Source organism: Hyphomicrobium album (assembly GCF_009708035.1).
Classification (GTDB): domain Bacteria; phylum Pseudomonadota; class Alphaproteobacteria; order Rhizobiales; family Hyphomicrobiaceae; genus Hyphomicrobium_A; species Hyphomicrobium_A album.
Genome location: NZ_WMBQ01000002.1, coordinates 1,114,622 through 1,139,298 on the forward strand (window position 1 = coordinate 1,114,622; position 24,677 = coordinate 1,139,298).

A 24,677-nucleotide genomic window follows, 5' to 3' on the forward strand; every position below is an offset into this window, starting at 1 on the left:
AACGGCTGGCCGTGTCAGCTCTTCATCAGCCCGCGAATGAGCCGCCCAATCTCGTAGGCGCGCTGCTCGATGAGCACCGGGATCTCGCAGGCCATGGTGAGGTTCTGCTGGCGTTCCTGGAAGATGCGCGCGTTCCAATTGTACTCCTGCTGCTCCGGCGTGAGCTTCGTCTCCGTCGGCAACAACTCGTCGGTCGCGGCCATGCCTTTGTCCGCGAGGTTTTGCCCCTCGCGCTCGAGCTCTACGGCGCGCCCTTTCTGGCGCTTCTGGAACTCTTCCACCTTGCCCATGACGAACTGACGGTCGGTATTTATCTCGTTCAAGAAGGCGGCGAAGAGCTCGGTCAGCTTCTTGTCGCGCTCGGCACCTTCAGGAAATTGAGCGCCGTATTCCTTGATGGCCTTTTCTGCATCCTCGGGGCTGACGCGGCGGCTCTCCAAGAGCTCCGTGAGGTCGCGGGTCGCCGGGTCGAACTCTTTGATGCCGTCGATGGGCGGCCCGTCCCACACCTGCGCGGGTGAAACCACGGGGACCTTGCGCTGGACGCAGGGCCAATCCGGGCTCGCAAGAATCGCGGAAGGCGAGTAGTCGACTGCCGCGTTCTGCTCGGGCGTCACCGGGCTCGGCGCGAAGGCCGGATGGTTGGCCGCGCCGACGGGTGGACCACCGACGCCACCCGGCTGGGCGCCGGGCGTGACGCCGGGCGCGATGCCCGGTTGTGCTTCGCTCTGAGGTTCCATGCCGCCGGGGCGCGCGCCGGGCGTTACGCCAGGGGCGATTCCGGGCGCCAGCTCCGGAGCAGCTTCGACCTTCGCGGGGGGATCCGCTTTCTGCTCCTGCGCCCGCAGCGCCAGAGACGAGGCGAGTGCGAGGGTAGCCGCCAGCGCGACCGCGCTGACGCCGTGCTTCAGATTGTTTGCCACGCGTTTTGTCTCTTTTTGCATTCTCTTACGCTCCCGAGCCCGGACCGCCACGGCGGGCGATCAGGCCCTTAGATGGATTGTAGGCAAAGATCGCCGCACCGAGGAACACGGCGGTGCAGGCGAGAACGATGGCGAGCGACGGCCAGTCGACCTGCCCGTACAGCGCGAAACGGATGAGCTCCACCGCGTGGGTGAAGGGATTGTACAAGCAGAGCTGGTAGAGCAGCAGGCTCGACTCTTTTACGCGCCAGAGCGGGTACAGTGCCGAGGAGGCGAAGAACATCGGGAAGATCACGAAGTTCATCACGCCCGCGAAGTTCTCGAGCTGTTTGATGACCGACGACATGAAGAGGGCGAGCGAGCCGAGCATCAGCCCTGAGATGACCAGGGCCGGTGCGACGGCGATGTAGTTCATCGACGGCGGCGACAGCTTCCACGCGTAGATGACGTAGGCGATGACGGCGAGCTCGGCGAGCAGCCCGAAGACGAGCGCGTGCTGCAAGAAGCGCTCCGACAAATGGTCCGTCGCCGAATTGTAGATGTTGAGTGCGAACAGCGCCGCGGGGGCTGCCAGCAGCAATGGATAGCCCCAGCCCGACAGCTCGGCCTCCCAGAAATAGAAGATGGCGAGGAAGACGTAGGCCTGGATGGCCGCGACCGCGACGCCGCCTATAAGCTTGGAGAGCAAGAGGAACGAGCGGGGGAAGGGACTGACGAGCAGCGTGCGCATGGCGCCGGTTTCGCGGTCGTAGACCATCGACAGCGACGACTGCATGGCGTTGAACAACAGGATCATGCCGAGCAGTCCCGGCACGACGTAGACTTCATACAAAACGTAGGTCTCGTAGGGCGGAATGATCGACACGCCGAGCGTCTGACGGAATCCGGCCGCGAAGATGAACAGCCAGATGAGCGGGCGCACCAGCGCCGACATGAAGCGCTCGCGCTGGTGCAGGTAGCGCAGCACCTCGCGCCAGACGATGCCCTTGAAGCAGGTAACGTACGCGCGCACGCCGAGGCGCGGCGGCTCGCTGCCCCAGGCGCCTTCGCTCATGCTGCTAGTCGCCAAGGGCGCATGCCCGGCGGTGGCGCTCATGGCAGTCATGCGGCGAGCTCCTGAGTGCCGGTCCCGGTCAGCTTACGGAAAGCATCGCTGACGGATTGCGTTGCGGTTTTGGCGAGTAACTCGGGCACTGAGCCGGTGAACAGGACGCGCCCCTTGTGCAGGATGACCACGAGATCCGTGGGGCGAACCTCGTCGAAGAGATGGGTGGCCCACAAAACGCTCAGGCCCTCCTTCTCGACGAGCGAGCGCACGATGTTGACCACGCTCTCGCGCGAGCCGATGTCGAGGCCGACGGTGGGCTCATCGAGCAGCAGCAGCGACGGTTGGTGCAGCAGCGAGCGGGCGATCTCGACACGGCGGGACTGGCCGCCCGACAGGTTGCGCACCTTCTCGCGTGCCCGGTCAGCGAGGCCGACGATCTCGAGCGCCCGCTCCGTGCGTTTGCGCGCCTCGCGGCCGCGAATGCCGTGCAGCGCGCAATGGTAGAGCAGGTTCTGCTTGAGCGTCAGATCGAGATCGAGCGTGCGGCTCTGAAAGACGACGCCGAGGCGCTGCAGGGCCGCCATCGCCCGGCGGCGAATGTTGTGCCCGAAGATGCGGATCTCGCCGGTGATGTTGTCGTAGAGGCGGGTGATCAGCGCGAACAGCGTCGACTTGCCGGCGCCGTTGAGGCCGAGCAGCATGACGAAACGGCCGCGCGGAATCTCCAGCGAGACATCGCTCAGAGCTTTGTTGTCGCCGAAGCTGTGGCTGACATTCTTGACGACCAGCGCGGGAGCGCTGGCCTCAGGCGGGTTGGATTGCGCTGTCATGTCCATGCGACGATTCTACCGCTAGCCCATTTTTCAAGCCATTGGAAACATTGATTGTTTCTCTCCAGGCTTGGCCACGCAGAAGGCGAGCGGCCCTTTCGTCTTTCTTGCTCCAGTGCCACGACATCTTTGTTCAGCCGGGCCGCCGAGCCCCGCTAGAACGCGAAAACTAGAACGGCGCCACGACCACGCCCCACGGGTAGCGGCCCGTCCTGATCGACTTCACAACTTTCAACGCTTCAACGTCGATGACCGACACGTCGTTCGAGGCGCCGTTCGTCGTCAAGAGCTTCTTGCCGTCGGGCGTGAACGCCATCTGCCACACGCGCTGGCCGACGAGTAGATACTTGGTCACCTTGAAGGTCGCCGTGTCGACGACGGCGACGCGGTTGGCCGGACCGAGGGCCACGAAAGCCGTTTTCCCGTCGGGTGTGATGCGCACGCCTACGGGCTGGATCGCTTCTTTGGTGATGCCGGGGATCTCGAAGTGGATCTTGGAGAGGACCTTGCGATCGGCCGGATTGATCACCGTCACCGTGCCGCCGATCTCCGAGCTAACCCACAACTGCGTGCCCGCCGGATTGAAGATGGCAACGCGCGGGCGGCTGTCGACGAGCACGTTGTCGAAGGTCTTGTGCGTTGTCGTATCGATGAAGTGCGCCATGTTGGTCGTCTCGGACGTGTTGACCAACACTTTGCCGTCGGGGCTCATGCCCATGCCTTCCGGCTCGACGCCGACCGGGATGTCGCCCAGGATCTTGCCGCTCTGGATGTCGACGATGGTGACGAGGTTGTCATCCTCGTTGGCGACGTAGAGCGGATTGCCCGACGGATGCAGGATGAGCAACTCGGGGTCGGGGCCGGACGGCAGTGTCTTGATGAACTCGTAGGTCTTGGCGTCGTAGACCTGGATGATGTTGTCGTCGCTGGTGCAGACGATCAGCCACTTGCCGTCGTTCGAAAGGATGACACCGCGCGGGCGCTGGCCGACGGGGAACGTCTTGATCACCTCGAGCTTCTCGGTGTCGATGACCGAGACGGAATTGTCCTTCTCGTTGGTGACGAACGCCGTATAGGCCATGGCGGCGGGCGCCGACATTGTTAGTCCGAAGCCGATCGCGAGCAGTGCAGCGATGCCGACCTTGAGGCGCATTACCAAAGTTCCTCTAGAGTTTCTTGGGAGCTGTGACGGCGGAATTTCTGCCGCCCTCATTGTGTGTAGGCTTGGCATTTGGTCTCCGGCTTGTCGACGCCGAGGGTGTCGAGTTCGCTCGACTGATGCAGGAAGCCCTGTTGCGGCGAGACGCTGACGAGCATCTTGGGCGTCGTTACCAGGATCGGCTCACGGATCTGGCCGTTCCAGTTGCGCAGCGACAGCCCGACACCCTTGAAGCCGGCGACGTCGAAGTTCGGTCCCTTGATGTAACCGATCAGGTCCTTGTACTCGGCCGACTTGGTGCGCGATGCGGCTTCGCCGATCATGCGCACCGCGAGCCACGCGTTGTAGTCGATCGGGCGCATGGTGCGATCCGCCAAACGCTTGAAACGGTTCTGGAATTGTGTGCCGCCCCACAGCTCGATGGCCGGGTGCCAACTCTCCGCCGTCAGCCCCGCGGTGCCGGCGACGGGACGTGCGTCCCACGTCCGATACGGCAGGTAATCGCCGAACAAGTTGCCTTCGTCGGCGACAACCAGCACATGATAGTCGGGCGCCTTCTGCGTGAATGTCGGGATCTGCTGCTGCACCTGCTCGAAGCCGCCGTCGGTGCGCCGGCTACCCGAGTCGTATTGGAACGTCCGCTCTTCGACGATCTTGGCGCCGAACCGCTTGGCCGAGCGGCGCAACGCGTCGGCGTAGAGCTTGTCCTGCTCGGTCGGGCCGAGCACCAGAAGCCAGTGCGGCCACTTCTTCCAGACGAGGTACTGGGCGAGTGCGTCGGTGAGCATCGATCGCGTCGGCGCCGTATGCAGGATCTGCGGGCGGCAGTTCTCCTCGCGCAGGCTGTCGTCGGGCGCGCTGTAGTTGATCAGGATGGCTTCTTTGCCCTTGATCGCATCGGCCATCTTGAGGAGCGTGTCGGGCGTCGCGTCGACGATGATGAAGTGGGCGCCGGCGTCGACCTTCTGCACCACGTCCTGGATGAGCTTGGCCGGATCGGCTTCCTCGATCAGCTCGAGCTTGAACTCCTGGTTCATGAAGCGGCCGGTCGTGTTGTTATCGGTGATCGCCAGCTTGGCGCCGGCGATGCCGAGATCCTTCGGTGGCAGGTCGAGCAAGGAGAGCGGCAGCGGGTCGTCGCGCAACTGGCGCGCGAGCACTATCGGGATGACGGCGTGGCCGGGCGCGGCTGCTTCCGCTTTGGGAGCAGCGGCTGCAGGCGCCGGAGCGTCAGATTTGGCAGAGTCGGCAGCAGGTGCAGCAGGGGCCGCCGGAGCAGGCGCAGTGGCCGCGGGCGGCGTCGGGGCCTGTGCAGGGGCCTCTTGCGCACTGGCGAGCGAAGGCGCCGAAGCCATCACCAGTCCAGCGAGTACGCTCCGACGCACAAATGCGATTACGCTGCCACGCGAGTGCGGTTCGGCATAGCCTGCTGCCATCAGCCCTTTTCCTCCTTGGCCTCCGGGCCCGCAGTTGGCGGGCCGCAATCTTGTTTGTCTTATCCGGCGACCTGTTACTATGTAGCAGTAAAAGGGTATGGGGTACCCTCGTTGTCAAGGTCTCCCGTTTTTACTCGCGTACTTGTGACCTTCCCTGTGCTGCCGCGTGGCAATAACCCCCTTGCAATTACCCCCCTGTTCGGCACACCTAACCCCTAACACTATAACACTCTAAGCAGCCGGAAACGCGGCGCGGCACAGGGGAAACGCCTTGATTGCTAAACGTATTGTCACTCTAGCGTTAGCTTTTGCGCTGTATCCCGCAGCCGCATCGGCTGCGCAAAAGGCGATCATTTTTCCCTTTGATCTGATCGATCAGCAGCAGCAGTTCGAGATCGGATTGATGCCGACGGGGCTTGATCCAGAGGATAAGCGACGCCTCGAGGTCATCACTGCCGAGCTCACCAAGCTCATCAAGGACAGCGGTCGCTACGAGGTCGTCGACAGCGCGCCGATCGCGAAGGAGATCGACGACAAATCTCCGATTCACAAGTGCAATGGCTGCGAGGATGACCTAGCCAAGAAGGTCGGTGCCGACGTCGCCTTCATCGGTACCGTGCGCAAGGCCTCCGACGTTCTGTTCACCGTCAGCATCTACGTGCGCGATGTCGCCAACCAGAAGGTGATCAACCAGGGTTCGAGCGAGATCTACGGCAACACCGACAAAATGTGGCTCCGAGCCGTGAACTACATTGTCGACCGCCGGTTGTATGCGGACAAAGGTGCGAAATGATCGATCGTCGCCGCCTTCTCGTTGCCGGTGGAGCGGCTGCACTGGTGGGGTTTGGATTGCCGGTAATGCGCGCAAGCGCGGCCGGCTCGCTGCGGGTCACCTCGCTCAAATTCGGGTCGTTGAGCTGGCTCTTGGAGACCATCCGCGCCGAGGGGATTGCCGATAAGCTCGGGCTGCAGATCATCATCGTCGAGGTGGCGACCAATCAGGCCGGTCCCGTTGCCCTGCTTTCCGGCGAAGCCGACGTCATCGTCAGCGACTGGCCGTGGGCGCTGCGCCAGCGTGCGATGGGCGAACCCGTCAAGTTCGCGCCTTACTCGTCAGCGCTGGGTGCGGTGATGGTGGCGCCGGACTCGCCCATTCGGAAACTGGGCGATCTGAAGGGTAAAAGGCTCGGCGTCGCTGGTGGTGCTATCGACAAAAGCTGGCTCCTGCTTCGCGCTTATTCGAAGAAGGAACTCGGCACCGACATGGCCCAGTTCGCGCTGCCCTCCTATGGCGCAGCGCCGCTGCTGACCGAGGAAACGCGCTCCGGGCGCCTCGATGCCGTGCTCAACTTCTGGACCTACGCCGCGCGCCTGCAGGGCGACAACTATCGTGCCCTCCTCGAGATGGACGACGTTCTGAAGGCGCTGGGCATCGATCCAGTACCTTCGATGGTCGGCTTCATCTGGCGCGAGGGCACCGAGGCAAAGAAGGGCGCGGAGCTCACCGCGTTCCTGTCCGCCGTAGAGCAGGGCAACGCAGTGCTGGCGAAGTCGGACGCCGCCTGGGATCGCATCCGCAATCTTGTGCGCCCCGAAACCGACGCTGAGTTTGCCGCTATCAAGGCCTACTATCGCGCCGGCATCCCGCAACCCTGGACCGGGGCAGAGACCCGCTCGGCCGAAAAGTTGACGCATCTCCTGGTGGACGTCGGGGGCGCGCAGCTTCTCGGCAGTGACACCCAGTTCGATCCCAAGTTGTTCCATGCGGCAGGCAGCTAACGCCCCCGCGCGCGGCTTCAGGGTCGGGCGCCTCGGCTGGTCGTTGATCTCGCTCTTGGCGCTGATCGCGCTCTGGGAGGTCTCCGCGCTGATTGCCCAAAGTCGCTACCTGCCGGGACCCTTGGCGGTCGTCGAGGTCATGGTGCGCGAGGCCGAGGCGGGCGAGCTTTGGGGCAACATCGCCGCCACGTTGACGCGCGTCGCGTTCAGCTTCGTCATCGCTATGTTCATCGGCTCGGCCATCGGCGTGGCGCTCGGCCGTCATCCTATCGCCGACCGCTTCTTCGATGCCTGGCTGATCTTCTTCCTCAACCTGCCAGCGCTCGTCATCATCGTCCTCTGCTACATCTGGTTCGGTTTGACCGAGGTCGCCGCCATCACCGCCGTCGCCATCAATAAGATCCCCAACGTTGCCGTCACCATGCGCGAAGGCGCGCGCAGCCTCTCGAAGGACTTGAGCGAGATGGCGCACATCTATCGCTTCGGCCGGTGGAAGACGCTGCGCCACGTGACGATTCCGCAGCTGGCGCCGTTTTTCGCGGCGGCGTCCCGGTCCGGGTTGGCGCTCGTCTGGAAGATCGTGCTCGTGGTCGAGGCGTTCGGACGTTCGGACGGTGTGGGCCATCAGCTCAACATCGCCTTCCAGCTGTTCGACGTGCCCATGATCCTGTCGTACGCGCTGGCCTTCATCGTGGTCGTGCAAATCATCGAGATGGCGATCCTGCAGCCGCTCATCGCGAGGGCCAACAAATGGCGGCGGTGAAGCGCCCGCTGCAGGTGCGGGTCGGAAGCAAGGTGTTCCCCGCGGTCGGCGAGCGGCCGGAGAACCCCGTGCTGAGGAACGTCGAGTTTCAGGTCGAGCCGGGCTCATTCGTGGTCATCACGGGACCGTCGGGCGGTGGCAAGTCGACGCTGCTCAACATCATCGCCGGCCTCGACAAGGATTTCGACGGGACGATCGATTTCGACGGGGACAAGCCGCGCCTCGCGTTCGTGTTCCAGTCGCCGCGCCTGCTTCCCTGGCGCACGGTGTACGAAAATATCGCCCTCGCGCTGCCGAAGGGCGACCCACGCCTCGCCAACATCCCCGAGATGCTGAAGCGTGTGGGGCTCACCGACGCCGCCACCGCCTACCCGGAAATGATCTCGCTCGGCATGCAGCGCCGCGTGGCGCTCGCCCGCGCGTTCGTGATCGAGCCCGACCTCCTGCTCATGGACGAACCGTTCGTGTCGCTGGACGACCCCACGGCACACGCCCTGCGCGAGCTGTTGGTCGAGCTCTGGCACCGCAAGCCGACGACGGTGCTTTTCGTTACCCATGACCGGCCCGAGGCCGTCATGCTGGCGACCCGCATCTTGCGCCTGTCTGCCGCTCCTGCAACTATCTCCCAGGATGTTCCCGTGCGGCTTTCGGTGGCCGACCGGTCCGACCGCGAGAAGGTGCGGGCGGAGCAGCGGCGCATCTTCGGCGAAGCGTAAACGACCCAATCGAGATTGATGAAAAACGTGCGCCAGACGGCGAGGATGCTGGCCAGCGTGACGGACGAGCGCGAGGCAGAGCTCGTCGCGGCGCTGGGGGCCGACATTGTCGACGCAAAAGACCCGGCGGCGGGTGCGCTGGGTGCGCTGCCGCACACAACCGTGTCGGCGATACGCGCTCGCGTGCCGGCCAGCGTCCCGGTCAGTGCCACCATCGGCGACCCGAGCCCTGACACCGAGGCGACGGCGATCGCCGTCCTGCGCATGGCCGAGACCGGCGCCGATATCGTCAAAGTCGGCTTCGGCGCCGCCGCCGAGCGCACCATCGATCGCCTTGCGCGTCTCGACCTCGGCTCTGTACGCCTCGTGGGCGTGCTGCTTGCCGATGAGGGTATCGACTTCGACCTTATCGGCGGCGCCCACGCTGCCGGCTTCGCCGGTTTGATGCTCGACACCGCCGACAAGCGTCGCGGATCGCTCCCCGATATCGTTCCCGCCGAAGTCATGGGCCGCTTCGTCGCCACCGTGCGCCGGGCAGGCCTGTTTGCCGGTCTCGCCGGCTCGCTGCGCGCCGAGCATGTGCCGTCGCTGCTGCAGCTTGCGCCGGATATCCTCGGCTTCCGCGGCGGACTGTGCCGGCTCGGCGACCGCACCGGCGGCATAGATGCCGAGGCCGTCCGCGCCGTGCGGCGCATTATCCCTGTTTGCGATGCAGCACTTTCCGCCGCTTGCCGCGTACCGGCACCGGATGCTATGGCGCCGCGGCAGACGGAAGACGCGGCATGAGCGAAAAACACAGCATAACCAGGCGCGACGGCGTCGTTCTCGACCGCATTTTCGTGCGCGGGTTGGTGCTACCCGTCGCCATTGGTGTGTACGACGAGGAGCAGGGCATCACCCAAAAGGTGGGCTTTCATATCGAGGCTTCGGTCTCCGCCGGCGTGTCGCCGAGGGGCGATAACATCGACGAAGTGCCGTCCTACGATGACCTCGTCGGCGCCGTGAAAGCGATTATCGCCGCAGGCCACATCAATCTCGTCGAGACGCTAGCCGCCCGTATCGCCGAGCGCTGTCTCGCCGACAAGCGCATCGTCTCGGTGCTGGTCCGGGTGGAGAAGCTCGAGCGCGGTCCGGATGCGGTCGGCGTCGAGATCGTGCGGCCGCGCCAGACGTGAGCGCGGCGTCCAGTCCGCTCGTCGTCAAGCTCGGCGGCAGCCTGGCCGAAAGCAAGCGGCTAGCATCCATCCTCAAGATCGTCGGAGCGTCGCGGCAGTCATGCGTGATCGTGCCCGGTGGGGGCGCCTTCGCAGACGCGGTACGCGCCGCATACAAGAAACATGGGCTGTCCCAGACGGTAGCGCACCGCATGGCATTGCTCGCCATGCACCAGACCGGCATGATGCTGGCCGGCATGCATGCGCGGTTGGTGCCGGTGGAGACGCTGGCTGAGATGCGCCGCGTCCTCTCCGAGAGCCGCGTCCCCGTGTGGATGCCGCTGAAGCTGACGGCATCCGACGCGCACGTCAGCGCCGACTGGCGGACCACGTCCGACGGCCTGGCCGCGCGGTTGGCCGAGCGGCTGGGTGGGGCGACCGTGGTACTGGTCAAATCCTGCCGAGTCGATCGCTCGGCATCGGCCGCCCGTCTCGTCCGGAGCGGCGTTGTCGACCCTACGTTCGCCGAGATCGTAGCGCGGGCGCACCTGCCGTGGCGTGTTATGGGTTCGGGTGACGAGCGGGAACTGGCGCGGCTGCTCGGCGTCCTGCATCGATCGGGTCGACGCAGCCCTGCCAAGCGTGCTATCGCGCGGCGGAAATGAGCGCATGCGGCGTCGGCTGAACGACGCGGTCGAGGCACGGCTCACATGACGAAGAAGCTGCTTTTCCTGACCGGGCGCCTCGCCGAGCCGCGGCTTGCCGAGACGGTTGCCGCCATGGGTCTGCCGAACGGCTCATGGCGCATCGCCAATCTGGGCATCAAGGTGGCGGCGCTCATGACCGAGAACATCGTGCGCAACCGCCTGAAGGAGCCGCTCGAGGCCGATCGGGTCATCGTACCGGGGCGGGCGCGCATGAACCTGTCGCACCTCGCGGAGCACTATGGCGTGCCTTTCGAGCGCGGCCCCGACGAAATCATCGACTTGCCGCAGTACTTCGGCAAGGACGGACAGCCGCCGGATCTGTCCAAGCAGGATATCCGCATCTTCGCCGAGATCGTCGACGCGCCGGGGTTGTCGGCCGAGAAGCTCCTGGAAAAGGGGCGCGAGCTCATCGCCAAAGGCGCCGACGTCGTCGACATCGGCTGCCAGCCCGATGTGTCATTCCCGCACCTCGAAGAGACCGTCGCGGCGATGAAGCGCGCCGGACTCAAGGTCAGTGTCGATTCCGGTGACGTTGACGAACTGCGCCGCGGCGCCCGAGCCGGGGCCGACTTCGTTCTCTCTCTCGACGAGTCGAACCTCGATGCCATCGACGGCACGAGTTGCGTGCCGATCCTGCTGCCCAAGCCGCACGGCGATCTCGACTCGCTGCTGCGCGCCATCGACCTGTGCAAGGCGAAGGGCATACCGCACATCGCCGATCCGGTGCTCGACCCGCTCAACTTCGGATTCACGACCTCGCTCGAGCGCTACGCTCAGCTTCGCCGCCTGCGTCCGGATGTCGAAATCCTGATGGGTACCGGCAACCTGACCGAGCTGACCGACGCCGATAGCCAGGGCGTCACCGCGATTTTGATCGGCATTTGTGCCGAGCTTGCCATACGCAACGTGCTCATCGTGCAAGTTTCACCACACACGCGCCGCACGGTCGAAGAGCACGACGCGGCGCGCCGCCTCATGTACCGCGCACGCGAGGACGGCAACCTGCCCAAGGGCTACGATGCGGGCCTCTTGTCGCTGCACGACCTGCGCCCATACCCCGATACGCCCGAGCAGATCGCGGCGGATGCAAAAGCGATCAAAGACGCGAACTACCGCATCGAGGCGGCGGCGGACGGCATCCACATCTACAATCGCGACGGCCATCACGTCGCCTCCGATCCATTCAAACTGTTCGACAAGCTCGGCGTGGAGAAGGACGGCGCGCACGCGTTCTATCTCGGCTACGAGCTCGCCAAGGCGGAGATTGCGCGGGCGTTGGCCAAACGCTATGCGCAAGACAGCCCGCTCGATTGGGGTGTCGCCGCCGACCGCAAGTCCGAAGATCTCACGCAACACGCCCCGGAAGGCGCCACGCTCAAAGCTGCCCGCAAGGAGAAGCAGGATGCCGCGTATCGTCGAAACGATCGTGACGACGACCAACGCGAAGGGTGAGGCGCACATCGCGCCGCTCGGATTGATCGAGGACGGCGATAACTGGATCATCGCGCCGTTCCGTCCCTCGCGCACGCTCGATAACCTGCACGAGGTGCCCTACGCGGTGGCGAGCCACACCGACGACGTGCGCGTGTTCGCCGGCTGCGTCACCGGCCGCAAGGACTGGCCGACGCGGCAGGCGTCCCGCGTCCCCGGCGTCGTGCTCGCCGATGCCGTCTCGCATTGGGAGCTGGCGGTGCAGAAGGTGACGGACGACCCGCAGCGGCCGCGATATTCGTGCGCGCTCGTGCACGAGGCGAGCAACCGGCCGTGGGAAGGCTTCAACCGCGCGCAGGCGGCCGTGCTCGAGTGCGCCGTTCTCGTGACGCGCTTGAAGATGCTGCCGCCGGAGAAGATTGATGCCGAACTAAAGTACCTCGAGATCGCCATCTCCAAGACCGCAGGCCCGCGCGAGGAAGAGGCTTGGGGCTGGCTGATGGAGAAGATCAACGCCTTCCGGGCCGCGCAGTCGTGAACATACGCAACGAGCAGGCCGGCGATTACGTTGCAATCCGGCGTCTACTGACCGAGGCGTTCGGCGGCGACGGTGAAGCGAAGTTGGTCGATTCCTTGCGCGCCGATGGGGATATTGCCATCGCGCTCGTCGCCGATATCGAAGGCGAGGTCGCCGGCTACGCGGCGCTGTCGGTGCTCAAGTCTCCGCCGCGCTCGCTGGCCTTGGCTCCGGTCGCCGTGGCACCTGCCCAGCAACGCCAGGGGGTGGGTAGCGCTTTGATCGAGGAGACCTTGCGCCGGGCACGCGCCGCCGAAGGCGGCATGGTGTTCGTTGTTGGCGACCCGGAATACTACGCGCGCTTCGGTTTTAGCGCTGACGCGGCGCGGAGCTTCGACAGCCTATATGCCGGCGAGCATTTCATGGCCATCGCGCTGACGGAGACGCCGGCGCCGGCGGCACCCGTCCTCTATTCCCGACGCTTTGCCGAACTCTAGTTCTCCCCCGCCAGGAGCGCGACGGCGACGGCGGGAGCGCAGTATGTCGCCCAGTCAGCGCAGTCAGCCGCCGCGTTGGCGAGCGTGCTGAAGTGGACGATCGCCTTGCCCTGTTGCGCCATGAGCGCCGCGATCTGCGATGCGCCGATGCCGGCGACCACGACGGGCGCGGCGCTCAGCTGTTTGAACTCAGCCATTACGCTGGTGGCGGCGAGGCGGATCTCTTCCATCTGTTTGTCGGCGATCTCCCGAGCTGCGTCGCGCCATTCCGCCGGCGATGCGTTTTCAGCGTCGCGGCCAAACACGCGGGCGAAGCGGGCGATGCTTTCCTCGATCGATTTGCCGCGCCCGTCTGCGGTAGCGTGCTGGTCAATGCCATCCGGCAGCTCGCCGAGGATGCGCCGCACGTCGGCCATGCTGGCAAAGCCACCCGCGGCGAGCCGCTGTTCGCGACCCCGCAGCCGCCCGGAGTGCGCAACAACGCATGGGTCGGTGCGTGTGAGGCCGGTATAGATGAGTTCGCTCGTCATCAGGCGCTCGCCGTCGGTGATGCCGCGCGGGCAGGGCATGCTGTCCACGATCGGAATGATGTCCGTGGTCGTCGAGCCCATGTCGATGAGCAGGGCGCCAGGGAGGCTGCGGGCGACGAGAGCGGCGCTGGCCAGGAAGTTCATCGATCCGACGCTTGCCGGCTCGGCCATCGCCGTCGCGGTACCGGCGAACCCGCGCAGGCCCATGTAGACGCGAAGGTCCGCATCGAGCTCGGTGGCGAGGTGCGAGACGATCTCGCGCACGCCGGTTTGCCGGTCGGGGAACAGCTCGCACAGCTCGCCGGTCATGGTTACGGCGTGCTGCTCGGCGCGCGCGATGAGTGCGATGGCCTCGACAAGAGCGGCGTCGAGCTGCTCCATGCCGCGCCACAGCGGGCAGGGGATCTGGCGCACGGCGATGGTGCGGCCGTCGTCGGTCAGCGCTACCTTCAGATGCGCGCCGCCCACATCGTAGCCGGCTGTGATGGGCATGACGCCTCCTTGGTGCGGAGCCTTCCGCGCCGGGCCGTGTTACACGCTGCACGCACGGAGGCAAGCTAGTGTGACGATGGATGTGATCCCGGTCATCGATGTGCGGCACGGCGTGGCGGTCGCTGCCGTGCGCGGCCAGCGCGCCGACTATAGGCCGCTCGCAACGCCGCTGGCGGCGGGCAGCGATCCCGTCGCCGTCGCGCGCGGCTATGCGGCGCTCTTTACCTTTCCGGTGCTGTACGTCGCCGACCTCGACGGCATCGAGGGGCGCGGGCGCAACGCGAGCCTCGCGGCCGAGCTGACGGCTGCGCTTCCGGGCGTCCGCATCTGGATCGACGACGGCCTGCGAACCTACGAGGCGGCGGAACGGATTGCCGAGCAATCCGACATGATACCCGTCGTCGGCACGGAAAGCCTGCGCGGCGGCGACGATGTCGCCGACATGCGGACGCTTCCGCCCGACGCTTATGTGCTGTCGCTCGACTTCAAGGACGGAGAGTTCGCTGGACCCGTTGCCGTGCTCGATGAGCCGCAGCACTGGCCCGACAACGTGATCGTCATGACACTTTCCCGCGTCGGCGCCAGTCGGGGTCCGGCAATCGCCGAGATCGCCGCCATCGTCAGCCGCGCCGGTAACCGGCGGATCTACGCTGCCGGCGGCGTCCGCGACCGCGCGGATGTCGTCGCCCTGCATGCTGCCGGCGCCGCCGGCGTGCTCGTCGCCACCGCGCTGCATGCCGGTACGTTAAAGGCCGGCGACCTCAATGAGATCGCCGGCCTTTGATGTCGTAGCACGAAGGGTTAGAGCAGAACCGCGCGCCGGGGGCTCTTACCCATTCCAACGGCCAGAAAGCAATCTACCCAATCGCTGCAGCAGACCCCTCTTCATAGGCGGGGCATCATCCTGCTGTGGACGGTTTCCGCTTCAAGCCTTCGCACTGAAGGGATGCTGAGCCGAGTTGCGCTGAGCAGTAGCCTCGGCAGCGGTCGGCTTGCCGGCGACGGCGCGGGCGATCGACTCCTTCACGGCGCGATAGTTGTAGTCCTGGATCTTCGCGTCGTCGGAGGCTTCCCAGTGAATGAACACGCCGACGCAGATGAAGATGTCGTCAGCTTCCGAAGCGGGAATCACGCCCTCGGCGACCGAGTCCTGCACGGCCTTGGCGACGGCGTACTGGGCAGGTCCGAACATCTGAACGGCCTGGCGGGCGTCCTTGATCGTGACCTTGTTGTAAAGGATCGTGTTCGGCTTGCAGGCAAGGTTCGGCGCGATCACGGCGAGAAGCGTCGTAAAGCCGTCCTTGTTGTTCGTCAGGGCGTTGCAGAATGCCGTCTCTGCAGCCGAGCCGCGCGGACCCATAAGCAGGTCGATGTGCGCGACTTCGTTACCGTCACCGACGAGCGATTCGCCGACGAGAACCTTGTTGATCTTGGCCATTCGGGGTTTCTCCCAAGCTATAACACCACGAGCACCAACGCCACCCCGCCGAGGCCGAGCTGCACCGGTTCTGCCCAATTTCGAAAAGCTATCCTTTGTTTCGGCGTCCGGTGACGTTGTCCCCGAACCGGTTGGCTGGATAGCGGCGCGCCTTTAGCACCGCCACTAGATAACGCAACGCCCCCTATAGAGACAAGGGCCTAAGGGAGGCTCGCCTGGCCCAATGCGTCGCAGAGGGAGGCTGCAAAAAGGGTGGCTACAACAAGGTCGGCAGTCGTCCCGGGATTAACGTTGTGGCGCTTCAATTCTGCATCGAAATCGAGCAGTTTGGTCAGCGTGTTGCGTTGCGCAACCGGGTGCCAAAGGGGCGTTAGCCCACGTGCCTCCTCGCGGACGGCTTCTGCGACGTCGGCGCCATGCTTGCGCAAAATATGGCTGTCCGGGAAATAGGCCAGAAATGCCATGTGCAGGGTTGTGACGGCGAGGGCATCGTCGTGCGCGTGGCGGCGGGCGTTCGCCAAGACCCCGAGGCCGAACTCGAATATTTCGACGTAGTCGGTCAAATAGGCGGACGCAATTCGGTCGCGCTGGACCGCCATGCCCATCGCTTCGAGCAGCGAGACGGTCGGCGGAGCGGCGACATCTTGCTCAGGCACCGCGCCAAGTCCACCGGGGCTGGCCAAGCGGATGGCGGCAAAGACCGCAGCTGCATCCTCGTCGTCCAAACTATTGAGCACTTCACGCAGGCGCTCGCGCAGGCCCTCGTCGCGCGGTAGCGCCGCTGCTGCGGCCAGCGGAGCGCATAGCAGGAGGATGCCGAGGTTGGTGTTGCAGCCGGCGGCTGCAAACGAGGCTTCGACCGCGCGCAGAACGCGCATGCCGACCTTCGCGTCCGACGCCGCGACCCACGGCGCTGCCGCCTCCGCGCTCGCCTCGAATTGGGCGACTTCCATGCCGTGCCCGCCGGCGTGAACGTGCACGTTGCCGGGCTTCAGCGCGGCGAGCTCGGCGCGGCAGGCGGCGAGAAACAGCTCGGCGATCTGCGCCTCGCTCAAGCGAGGCATGGCTGGGTCTGCGCTGCGAGGCGCGGTTCGGGCTGATGGCAGCGGTGCTCGGCGACGGCGTGCAGGAAGTCCTCGGCAATGGCTTCGCCGATGTTGACCTCCGAGACGCTTTGCAGGCCGCGCCAGGATGGATTGCTGTTGACCTCCAGCACCAGCAGGCGGCCGTCGGGCGTGCGGATCAGATCGATGCCGCCATAATCGGCCCCGACGGCAGCGAGGGCGCTGCCGGCGAGCTGCGCCATTTCCTCGCTCGGCTCGTGCGGGCTCGGCGCGCCTCCCTGATGCACGTTGGTGATCCAGGTGCCGGCGCGGCGCGCCATCGCGGCGACGACGCGGCGGCGGGTGACGATGACCCGCCAGTCCTCGAACGTCGCGCCTGAAGGCGGCACGAAGTCCTGCAGATAGTAGATGTTGTCGGCCGCCTCGGCAGCCGGCAGTCCGGCGGCATCATCGACGCGCAACAGGCCCTTCCCCTGCGAGCCGAACAGCGGTTTGTAGATCAGCGGGCGCTGCGCCTCGTCGACATAGGCGACAGCGGGCGGCTGCGTCTCCATCGTACGCGTGCGCGGTGTCGGGATGCCGGCCTTGTGCAGGAGGAACGTCGTCGCCGACTTGTCGACGCAGCGCTCGATGGCGCGCGCGTCGTTCCACACGCGCACGCCGCTCTCGCGCAGGGCATGCAGGATGCCGAGACGGAAAGTGACCTGCTCCAGCGTCCCAGCCGAGATCGAGCGCACGAACACCGCGTCCGGTAAGGCTCCGTCGAAACCGGGTATGTCTATGCCGCTCGCCAATTGCGTGTCGAAGGCGCAGCGCGGCAGGGACGTGACGACGACATCGACACCGCGCGTGCGCATCGCCTCGGCGAGGCGGCGCACGTGCCAGTTGCCGCTCTCTTCCTCGAGGAAGAGTGCGACGCGCAAACCGGTTCCGCTACTGTCAGCGGAAGCTTTTGTCGACGACATCTGGAGCAAGCTCGCCCGCATGGAATGAGGTGCCGGTATCGAGGTTGGAAACGATCACCTCGGCTGGGCTGAACAGCATGGGATCGATTTTGTAGAAGTCGCCGCCGGCCGCCGCGAAGATGTCGGCGAAAGGCTCGCCATAGGCGGAACACGTCGAGCTGGGGAGTTGCTGAGCGAGCTTTTGCGCCGCCTCGTCGCCGCCCCGCACGAAGAGCTGCACGCGGCCGCCGTAGATGATCGCGTCATTGGTGCGGCCCATGGCCTTGACGAAGTCCGGCACCGGCGGGGCGATGGGCGCGGTTCCGATACCGTCCTCGATATGCTCCAGCGGGAAGTGCAGTTCGTGCGCCTTGTGCAGCGCCACTTCGAGCACGCGGGCGGCGATCTGCACTGTGCCGGCGAGGCTGCCCGTGGGGGCGAACAGGATGGTGAGGTCGGCAGGCTGCACACCGCAGGCCGAGGCGATTGAGCGGGCCACCGAGGCGGGCGGCGCCTTGTCACCCTCGATCACCAGGGACGCCTTGTTGAAGTGGTCGACGTAGCCGAGGTCCTTGTAGAGCGCCTCGACGCGCGACAGGGCGCGGGCCGGCCCGGAGCCCAACGCGAAGAAGCCACTCTCCTGCTCGCTGATCTGCCAGCCGGCGTACTGGCTGGCGAGGCAGGCAATGACCGGGTTGGAGGCGTGCACTGTGATGCCGAGCGGCCAGCGCTTCAGCCCCGAGGACGTGTGCAGCGATACCGTGCCGAGACCGCCCATGCATACCTCGGCGAGGCGGCGGCCAGCCTCCAGGCCACCGATCGCCTGGGCACCCATATCGATGCAGCGCTCGCCGGCCCCCCCGGTGGTCACATGACAGCGCAACGCGTTGGCGTCGGTGACGATCCCGTCAACGAGCTTGGCTGCGCGTGCCGAGACGCTCGGGGCTGGACCGTTGTACTTCTGCATTGTTCGTGGGCTCCCTGTTTGGCGCCTGTGCATACAGCATCTCACCCAATTCGTCCAAGCGCTGGCGGACGCTGCGCAAGGCCGCTTCGGGGCTGGCTTCCCGGGCGAAGACGGTGGCGATCGGCCGATGGTGTGGGACGCGGCTGCCGGGGGCCGGGCGGTCGGCCGCCCATTCAGGCCATGCGACCTCGCCGACGCGCAGGGGGGCAGGCTCGGCGTAGAGGATTGCAGCGGCGCGAGCGCCTTCAGTGACGGGCAGGCGCGGCTCACGGTCGGCGCAAGCGTCGATGTGGGCGCGAAACAGTGAACCGTTTTCGTCATCGAAGACGTCGAGGGTGGCGCTCGGCCGCGGGTTAACCTCCAGCAGGAAAGACGTTTCACCGGCAAGAATGAAATCGAAAGAGACGAGGCCGACGAGGGCAAGCGCCGCGCAGATCCGTTCGGCCGCCGAGCGCAGCGCGGTATCGATAGCCGGGGTGAGCGATACGGGACCGACAGCACCGCCATAGCGATAGGGCCGTGGGCCGCTGCCGATCGTCCACTGGCGGCTGATGCCGACGATCTGCGCCCCGCGGCGCGTGGCCACGGCGAGGACGGAGACCGGCTCGCCATCGAGCTTGCGCTGAACGTACCGCTTGGCGCTGCGTTCGGCGTTCGCCGCTGGGACGATGTGCGTGCCACCGCTGCCTCCCGTGCGCTTCGACAACCACCCGGCTGCGTCGGTGGGCGGAGCGACGCGCGTCTCGGGGTGGGCGATCTGGAGCGTGTCGAGTAGGGCGCCAAGCGCTGCAGGATCCTTGCAGCGCGCCACGGTCGCGGCGTCATTGCCGATCAGCGCAAAGCGGCGTGAAAGCGCGGCGATGAGCTTGGGGCGATCTTCGAAGCCGGAGCCGAGAATCAGCCCGAGGGGTGGATGCCCGGCGCCCGCCTCAAGCGCTCCAAGCGCGCCAAAGACCGGCTTGGCGCGCAGGCCGATGCGCACGGCATCTGCAATGCAGACAAAGTGAGCGGCGTGGTCGCGCGTGTCAGCGTCGGCGAATGCGTCGGCGACCAAAGGCAGGTAGCCCGCGCGCCGGGCGGAGGCAGCGAGCCCCCGCCCGGACAGCGCAGCGATCAGGACGGTCTCGCCCGTCAAGCGGTGAGCGTCCGCGCCAACTCGAAGGCCGCGCGGAAATCGTAGTGCACCGGCTTGTCGGAGGTCAGCATGCGCTTAAACAGGCCGGACTCGGTCTTGTACTTGATGTCGCCGATGGCGAGCGGGCCGACGCCAAGCGCGTTGCAGCCAGGCAGCGGCGCGCCATCCATGAACAACTCCATGCCTTCGACGCCCGGCGGCGGAACGGCGTTGACGTCGGCGACGACCAGCAGGTTCTTGGCGAGCGCTTTGTCTTCGGCGCTGATGACACGCACGCCCGCGGCGGCAGCGGCAAAGATCACCTCGGCATCGGCGATGATGGCTCTCTTCAACTCCTCCGTCTCGCCCGACTTGGCGATCAGGTCGACGCCGAAGCGCTGCTTCGACACCTCAGCCGACTTGATGACGCGGTCGACACCGCGGTGGGCAACGAGCGTGACCTGCGCGCCCTCGAGCGCGGTGATGATCGACGAGGCAAAGCCGACGACGCCGGTGGCGCCGAACACGGCGACGCGAGTGCCCTTCCAGCCGCGATTGAATTTGGTGCGCAGGACGCGCTCGACGCAGGCGACCATGGCCGCGGCGGTGGTGAACGAGCCAGCCGGATCGGCGAAGGTGGAAAGACCGAACGGCGGCACCAGCGCCTTCTGCGCCGCTTCCATCATGTCGAGCGCCAGGATTGCATCCTTGCCGCCGATGAACAGGCCCGTCCTGGTGCCGTAGTTGGGCGGACGCGAGAAGATGGCGTCCTGGGTGAGTGCGGTCACTTCCTCGAGCGTCACGTTGATGTAGGGGACGATGACTTTCCAGCCGGCATCCGCTGCCATGTTCACGTCGAACGGAGACATATGTTTCTGCGGCGAGAGCATGTGCAGAATCGGAGTGACGTCGCTCATGTTTGGTCTTCCTCAGTTCTTTTAAAATTTATGTGCTTGCGATCTTCTCGACGCTTGCGCCCCTGTTGCGCCCCTCGGCGATCACGATCTCAAGGCCCTCGGCTCTAGCGAGTCCAATCGAAGAATCATAGAGGCGGGCGGCAATTTCCTGAGAGGGTGCGAACGCGAAGCCGGTCGGGCCCCATGAGCTTTGACCGATGCCGTAGGCACCATTGCGACGCAGTCCCTCGACGACGCGTCCAACTGCCGAGCTAGCCCACGGGCTGCCGCCTTGTGCAGCTGCGAAATGACCGCCGACAATTCTCTGAATCTCGGTCAACGCATCGCCGAAGGCCTGCATGTCCGCTTCGGCGAGGCCCGGTACGAGCTGCATGAGAACGAGGCGGCAGAGCTTGGCTGCCAAAACTTCTGGCATGGGCGGAAGCGTCGCAAATGCCTTTGTCTCCGCCTCGCCATGCACGCCGGCCGTATGGGCGTCGAGCACGAGCAGCGCCCGCCAGGCGGTCGGGAAGTCGACCCGAATGAGAATTGGGGGCGCGCGATCGAGGGCACCCCGACCGCCGTCAACGATGAAGCCGCCCTGCTCGAACGCCGCCATGCCGATCGCCGAGCGGGCTCCCCGGTCGACGATCTCGCCGAGGCGTGACGGGTTGTAGTCGATGCCTTCAAGCGCCATCAGGGCCGCTCCGGCCGCAAGCGCCAGCTGCGTACCGGAGCCAAGTCCGGCGTGCGGCGGGATCGCGGACGTGACATTCACCTCGTAGGCGCCGTCGAGGGCGTAGGCGTCGACGATGCGGTGCAGCATGGCGACGGCGCGGGCGTGGTCTGGCCCCTCACCCTTGAAGGTGCGGCTGCGCTTCAGGACGAGCTCCGTGCGGGGCACATCGACGGCGAGACCGATGCTGCCGAACATGCGCCCGAGCCCGCCGTTGAGGTCGAGGAAGCCAAGGTGCAGGCGCGCCGGTGCCACGGCGCGAACGGAGCCGGGGTGTGCGCGCGCGCGCTGGGCAGGTGCCTCAGTTTGCGTTGCGTCGGCCAGTGGCATTACGGTCCAACCTGCTGGTGCGAAACGTCCCCACTTGAGGAGAGGACAATATGGCGGCTGAGCGCGAAAAGCCCATGCCTGATGCCGAAGTCAACGCGTGGCTGCAAAAAAACCTGCCAAAGTGGCGCCTGGAGGACGGCTGGATCCGGCGGACATACAAGACGAGCGGCTGGAAGGGTACCCTTATGGTCATCAATACGGTCGGCCACCTGGCCGAGGTGGCCTGGCATCACCCCGATATCACGGCATCCTACGCCTGGGTCGAGGTGCGCCTTATGACGCATACCGCCAAGGGCATCACGGACAAGGATCTCGAGCTGGCCAAGAAGATCGAAGACGTCGTTCATTGGCAGCCGGGCAAGGAGGAGGGAGCTCTCGAGGGCACCCCCCACGGTGACCAGCGGTTCGCATATATCAAATACGACTGATCGGGGGGCATGGCGGCGGGTGGCGTGCTTGCCACCTTGCCGGCGACGCGATAACGAGCGCGCTGCTTTGCAAGCCGTTTCAGCGAGCCGCGATGCCCGAGACCCGTTCCTCTGCCGCCGATGAGATGTCCAACTGCATCATCGCGCTTGGCTCCAATCTGGGCGACAAGGCAGCCAACATCGACAAGGCGATCGCGCTTCTTACCGAGCCGGGCGACGTGAAGCTCGTCGACAGGTCGCGCAACTACGCAACCGAGCCGTGGGGCAAGACCGACCAGGACTGGTTCATCAACGCCGCCATCGCCGTGACGACCAAGCTGGCGCCGAAGGATCTGCTCGCCCGCTGCAAGGACATCGAGCGGCGCATGGGACGCGTGCCAACCGAGAAATGGGGCCCGCGCATCATCGATCTCGATCTTCTGGTTTATGGCAACGTGGCGATGGATGATCCGGTGTTGGTGCTGCCGCACCCTCACATCGGCGCCCGCGCCTTCGTGCTGGCGCCGCTGATGGACATCGCACCCGATCGCGTGATCGCCGGCCGGCGCGTGCGCGACATGCATGCCGCGATCGATGCGACGGGCGTTCGCGCGGTTGATTAATCCCAAAACAAAAACGCCGCCGACATCATGTCGGCGGCGTTTTTTGCAACTCGCTAAACGGAAGCCTACTTATTCGTGCCGTCGGCGTTGAACGATTCGATATAGGCGATGATGTCATCGCGCTCGACCTCGTCTTTCACGCCCGGGAAGAGCATCTTGGTGCCGGGGACCAGCGCCTTCGGGTTCTCGAGCCACTTGTGCAAGTTGGCGTCGTCCCACTTGAGGCCCGACTTCTTCAGGGCGTCGGAGTATGCGAACCCTTCAACCGAGGCGGCGGCGCGGTCGAGAATGCCATTCAGCTCCGGACCGACCTTGTTCTTCGCGCCGGGGCCAACGGCGTGGCACGGCGCGCACTTGGTAAAGAGCTTCTTGCCGTTCGCGGCGTCCTGCGCCGACGCAACTGCCGGCAGCGCGAGTACTAACCCCGCTGCGACTACCCACTTGAGCATCCCGTTTCTCTCCCTGTTTACGACGATGACGCGTCGTTGATGGCGCGCGTATCATCGGATGGCGATCGTGAATGTGCCAAGTCTTTTCTGAACTTGGACTGAACACGATGCCGCACCCCCGGTTCCCCGAGGGCAGGAGTCAGGATTTTCGCTCGTGCAACAATCGCCCTGCTAAACGTCGCTTGTGACCGGCGTTTTCTCGACGGCCGGTTTCGGGTTTGCACCGCCCGGACGGCGATACACAAACGCGGGCGATGACTGATGTGACTCGACATCTGCCACCTTTGCCCACTCGTCGTGGAGGGGTGACAGCGAGCACGCCGGGTCGGTATTCGCCGCGTCGCCGGTGAGCGCGAATGCCTGGCATCGGCAGCCGCCGAAGTCGATCTCGCGTCTCGGACAGGTGCTGCAGGGCTCCTTCATCCAGCTCGTGCCACGATATTTCTGGAAGGCGGAGCCGTTGAGCCAGATGTCGGCCAGCGGCCGATCGCACACATTGTCGAACTCGAGGTGCGTGATCGATTCCGCTGCGTGGCAGGGCAGCACGCGGCCGGACGGCGTGACGTTGATGATGCCGCGGCCCCAGCCGCCCATGCAGGGCTTGGGGAACTTGGCGTAATAGTCGGGCACGACCGAGTCGATGACGATGATGCCCTTCAAGCGCTCGCGCTCGCGCTCGACGATGCGGGCCGCGTCCATGAACGCTTCGCGCGTCGGCATCAGCGAGCCGCGGTTCTTCAGCGCCCAGGCGTAGTACTGCACATGGGCGATCTCCACACGTCCCGCGCCCAGCTCGACGGCGTAGTTGATGATCGCCTCGACGTTGTGAACGTTGTGGCGGTGGATCGGCGCGTTGATGGTGAGCGGCATCCCAAGCTCGCGCACCCAGCCGGCGACTTCCTTCTTCTTGGCGCTGCCGCCCTTGTAGCCGGCGATGCGGTCGGCGTTCTCGGCCGCCGTGTCGACATCCTGAATGGAGATTTGAACGTGGTCGAGGCCGGCCTCTTTCAGTTTCTCGAGGCGGTCGCGCTTCAGGAGCACGGCGGCGGTGATGAGGTTGGTGTAGAGGCCGGACTCGGCCGCCGTCTTGACGATCTCTTCCAGGTCGCGACGTGCGGTCGGCTCGCCGCCCGATAGGTGAACCTGGAGAATGCCGAGCTGCGCCGCCTGGCGCATGACCTTCTGCCACTGCTCGGTGGTCAACTCGACGTTGACCTTCTCGAGCTCGAGCGGGTTCGAGCAGTAGGGGCACTGCAGCGGGCAGCGATGCGTCAGCTCGGCGAGGAGGCCGATCGGCGCACGGACGTTGCACGAAGGATCGGGCGTCGTCGACGAGGACGAGGCTGCGTCGCAGCGCATCTCGCCGGCGTCCATCGTCACCGTACCTTCCGTGACGTGCTTGACTTGGGTAGGGGCAGATTCGTTCATGCCTTCACTACTCCCTTGTCCGCGAGGTCCTGCAGCATCGCGATGATGTCGGCCTCGATATCCTCCGCAGGCGCATTGTAGTCTTTAGATAGCTGTGCGGTGATGTCGCCAACAGTGCGGACGCCATCACAAAGTTTCAAAACCTCGACAGCAATTTCGTCGGGGTCGAACAGCCGCTCGGGTGCCAGGATGATCCAGCGGCCGCGACCGGCGTCGTGGCGCATCTTGATATGGGGTGGCATCACCGGCTTGCTGGCGACCGTGATGATCGCGCGCTGGCGTGGTGCGGTTTCACCCAT

At 65.4% G+C, this 24,677-nt stretch carries 29 protein-coding genes; 13 read left to right on the plus strand and 16 right to left on the minus strand.

Going from position 1 to position 24,677, the window contains the following annotated elements; translation table 11 throughout:
- Positions 1-14: 14 nt before the first annotated feature.
- From GIW81_RS17555 to GIW81_RS17575, 5 genes are all read right to left on the minus strand, one after another.
- Complete coding sequence (locus tag GIW81_RS17555; RefSeq protein ID WP_154740607.1) at positions 15-923, minus strand: hypothetical protein; 909 nt, start codon at positions 921-923, stop codon at positions 15-17.
- A gap of 25 nt (positions 924-948) precedes the next feature.
- Positions 949-1,977, minus strand: a complete 1,029-nt coding sequence (locus GIW81_RS17560) for an ABC transporter permease (RefSeq protein WP_229309452.1) — start codon at positions 1,975-1,977, stop codon at positions 949-951.
- A gap of 47 nt (positions 1,978-2,024) precedes the next feature.
- Entirely contained in the window at positions 2,025-2,801 is a 777-nt protein-coding gene (locus tag GIW81_RS17565) for an ABC transporter ATP-binding protein (protein WP_154740848.1), read from the minus strand.
- 169 nt (positions 2,802-2,970) lie between these two features.
- A complete protein-coding gene (locus GIW81_RS17570; protein ID WP_154740609.1) occupies positions 2,971-3,954 on the minus strand; it encodes a YVTN family beta-propeller repeat protein in 984 nt (327 codons plus the stop codon).
- A gap of 56 nt (positions 3,955-4,010) precedes the next feature.
- Positions 4,011-5,396, minus strand: a complete 1,386-nt coding sequence (locus GIW81_RS17575; RefSeq protein WP_229309388.1) for an ABC transporter substrate-binding protein — start codon at positions 5,394-5,396, stop codon at positions 4,011-4,013.
- Between the two features lie 271 nt (positions 5,397-5,667).
- Between GIW81_RS17575 and GIW81_RS17580 the strand changes: the two genes are divergently transcribed.
- The 10 genes from GIW81_RS17580 (at position 5,668) to GIW81_RS17625 (ending at position 12,960) form a co-directional block, all read left to right on the plus strand.
- Positions 5,668-6,189 (plus strand): DUF3280 domain-containing protein, encoded by a 522-nt coding sequence (locus GIW81_RS17580; protein ID WP_154740611.1) that lies wholly within the window; start codon positions 5,668-5,670, stop codon positions 6,187-6,189.
- A gap of 65 nt (positions 6,190-6,254) precedes the next feature.
- Complete coding sequence (locus GIW81_RS17585; protein WP_229309389.1) at positions 6,255-7,175, plus strand: ABC transporter substrate-binding protein; 921 nt, start codon at positions 6,255-6,257, stop codon at positions 7,173-7,175.
- Positions 7,159-7,938: an ABC transporter permease gene (locus GIW81_RS17590; RefSeq protein WP_154740613.1), complete on the plus strand. Its 780-nt coding sequence runs from the start codon at positions 7,159-7,161 to the stop codon at positions 7,936-7,938. The genes GIW81_RS17585 and GIW81_RS17590 overlap by 17 nt, the downstream gene beginning before the upstream one ends.
- The gene (locus GIW81_RS17595; protein ID WP_154740614.1) at positions 7,926-8,654 is read left to right on the plus strand and encodes an ABC transporter ATP-binding protein; all 729 of its coding nucleotides are present in this window, start codon (positions 7,926-7,928) and stop codon (positions 8,652-8,654) included. Before GIW81_RS17590 ends, GIW81_RS17595 begins: the two co-directional genes overlap by 13 nt.
- 18 nt (positions 8,655-8,672) lie before the next feature.
- Positions 8,673-9,440: a (5-formylfuran-3-yl)methyl phosphate synthase gene (locus tag GIW81_RS17600; protein ID WP_195930644.1), complete on the plus strand. Its 768-nt coding sequence runs from the start codon at positions 8,673-8,675 to the stop codon at positions 9,438-9,440.
- Positions 9,437-9,829 (plus strand): dihydroneopterin aldolase, encoded by a 393-nt coding sequence (locus GIW81_RS17605; RefSeq protein ID WP_154740615.1) that lies wholly within the window; start codon positions 9,437-9,439, stop codon positions 9,827-9,829. Before GIW81_RS17600 ends, GIW81_RS17605 begins: the two co-directional genes overlap by 4 nt.
- Positions 9,826-10,473, plus strand: coding sequence for an amino acid kinase family protein (locus GIW81_RS17610; protein WP_195930646.1), 648 nt, complete (start codon positions 9,826-9,828; stop codon positions 10,471-10,473). Before GIW81_RS17605 ends, GIW81_RS17610 begins: the two co-directional genes overlap by 4 nt.
- A gap of 45 nt (positions 10,474-10,518) precedes the next feature.
- Positions 10,519-11,967 (plus strand): DUF6513 domain-containing protein, encoded by a 1,449-nt coding sequence (locus tag GIW81_RS17615; RefSeq protein ID WP_154740617.1) that lies wholly within the window; start codon positions 10,519-10,521, stop codon positions 11,965-11,967.
- Positions 11,918-12,484 carry a DUF447 domain-containing protein gene (locus GIW81_RS17620; RefSeq protein WP_154740618.1) on the plus strand — a complete coding sequence of 189 codons (567 nt, stop codon included), beginning with the start codon at positions 11,918-11,920 and terminating at the stop codon, positions 12,482-12,484. Before GIW81_RS17615 ends, GIW81_RS17620 begins: the two co-directional genes overlap by 50 nt.
- Positions 12,481-12,960: a GNAT family N-acetyltransferase gene (locus GIW81_RS17625; protein ID WP_210251958.1), complete on the plus strand. Its 480-nt coding sequence runs from the start codon at positions 12,481-12,483 to the stop codon at positions 12,958-12,960. The genes GIW81_RS17620 and GIW81_RS17625 overlap by 4 nt, the downstream gene beginning before the upstream one ends.
- Here the strand turns inward: GIW81_RS17625 and GIW81_RS17630 are convergent.
- A complete protein-coding gene (locus tag GIW81_RS17630; protein ID WP_154740619.1) occupies positions 12,957-13,982 on the minus strand; it encodes a hydantoinase/oxoprolinase family protein in 1,026 nt (341 codons plus the stop codon). The genes GIW81_RS17625 and GIW81_RS17630 overlap by 4 nt on opposite strands.
- Before the next feature lie 76 nt (positions 13,983-14,058).
- Here GIW81_RS17630 and GIW81_RS17635 point away from each other — a divergent pair, with 76 nt between their 5' ends.
- Positions 14,059-14,766: a HisA/HisF-related TIM barrel protein gene (locus GIW81_RS17635; protein ID WP_154740851.1), complete on the plus strand. Its 708-nt coding sequence runs from the start codon at positions 14,059-14,061 to the stop codon at positions 14,764-14,766.
- 141 nt (positions 14,767-14,907) lie between these two features.
- Here the strand turns inward: GIW81_RS17635 and fae are convergent, their stop codons facing one another.
- The 7 genes from fae to GIW81_RS17670 all read right to left on the minus strand — a co-directional run bounded on the left by fae (position 14,908) and on the right by GIW81_RS17670 (position 21,471).
- The gene (fae, locus tag GIW81_RS17640; protein WP_154740620.1) at positions 14,908-15,420 is read right to left on the minus strand and encodes a formaldehyde-activating enzyme; all 513 of its coding nucleotides are present in this window, start codon (positions 15,418-15,420) and stop codon (positions 14,908-14,910) included.
- Positions 15,421-15,620: 200 nt separating this feature from the next.
- On the minus strand, positions 15,621-16,484 hold the full coding sequence (locus GIW81_RS17645; RefSeq protein ID WP_154740621.1) for a triphosphoribosyl-dephospho-CoA synthase: 864 nt from the start codon (positions 16,482-16,484) through the stop codon (positions 15,621-15,623).
- Positions 16,472-17,407 (minus strand): ATP-grasp domain-containing protein, encoded by a 936-nt coding sequence (locus tag GIW81_RS17650; RefSeq protein WP_229309391.1) that lies wholly within the window; start codon positions 17,405-17,407, stop codon positions 16,472-16,474. The genes GIW81_RS17645 and GIW81_RS17650 overlap by 13 nt, the downstream gene beginning before the upstream one ends.
- A gap of 16 nt (positions 17,408-17,423) precedes the next feature.
- A complete protein-coding gene (gene mch / locus GIW81_RS17655) occupies positions 17,424-18,395 on the minus strand; it encodes a methenyltetrahydromethanopterin cyclohydrolase (RefSeq protein WP_154740623.1) in 972 nt (323 codons plus the stop codon).
- A complete protein-coding gene (locus GIW81_RS17660) occupies positions 18,337-19,530 on the minus strand; it encodes an ATP-grasp domain-containing protein (RefSeq protein ID WP_154740624.1) in 1,194 nt (397 codons plus the stop codon). Before GIW81_RS17660 ends, mch begins: the two co-directional genes overlap by 59 nt.
- Positions 19,527-20,426: an NAD(P)-dependent methylenetetrahydromethanopterin dehydrogenase gene (locus GIW81_RS17665; protein ID WP_154740625.1), complete on the minus strand. Its 900-nt coding sequence runs from the start codon at positions 20,424-20,426 to the stop codon at positions 19,527-19,529. The genes GIW81_RS17660 and GIW81_RS17665 overlap by 4 nt, the downstream gene beginning before the upstream one ends.
- A 28-nt stretch (positions 20,427-20,454) precedes the next feature.
- On the minus strand, positions 20,455-21,471 hold the full coding sequence (locus GIW81_RS17670) for a beta-ribofuranosylaminobenzene 5'-phosphate synthase family protein (protein WP_154740626.1): 1,017 nt from the start codon (positions 21,469-21,471) through the stop codon (positions 20,455-20,457).
- Between the two features lie 50 nt (positions 21,472-21,521).
- Here GIW81_RS17670 and GIW81_RS17675 point away from each other — a divergent pair, with 50 nt between their 5' ends.
- Positions 21,522-21,899: a 4a-hydroxytetrahydrobiopterin dehydratase gene (locus GIW81_RS17675; protein WP_154740627.1), complete on the plus strand. Its 378-nt coding sequence runs from the start codon at positions 21,522-21,524 to the stop codon at positions 21,897-21,899.
- 92 nt (positions 21,900-21,991) lie between these two features.
- Complete coding sequence (folK, locus tag GIW81_RS17680) at positions 21,992-22,501, plus strand: 2-amino-4-hydroxy-6-hydroxymethyldihydropteridine diphosphokinase (protein ID WP_229309392.1); 510 nt, start codon at positions 21,992-21,994, stop codon at positions 22,499-22,501.
- Positions 22,502-22,566: 65 nt separating this feature from the next.
- Here folK and GIW81_RS17685 read toward each other — a convergent pair whose 3' ends face one another.
- The 3 genes from GIW81_RS17685 to pqqD all read right to left on the minus strand — a co-directional run bounded on the left by GIW81_RS17685 (position 22,567) and on the right by pqqD (position 24,677).
- Positions 22,567-22,950, minus strand: coding sequence for a c-type cytochrome (locus tag GIW81_RS17685; RefSeq protein ID WP_154740628.1), 384 nt, complete (start codon positions 22,948-22,950; stop codon positions 22,567-22,569).
- Positions 22,951-23,121: 171 nt separating this feature from the next.
- Positions 23,122-24,378: a pyrroloquinoline quinone biosynthesis protein PqqE gene (gene pqqE, locus GIW81_RS17690; RefSeq protein WP_154740629.1), complete on the minus strand. Its 1,257-nt coding sequence runs from the start codon at positions 24,376-24,378 to the stop codon at positions 23,122-23,124.
- Positions 24,375-24,677 carry a pyrroloquinoline quinone biosynthesis peptide chaperone PqqD gene (gene pqqD, locus GIW81_RS17695; RefSeq protein WP_154740630.1) on the minus strand — a complete coding sequence of 101 codons (303 nt, stop codon included), beginning with the start codon at positions 24,675-24,677 and terminating at the stop codon, positions 24,375-24,377. The genes pqqE and pqqD overlap by 4 nt, the downstream gene beginning before the upstream one ends.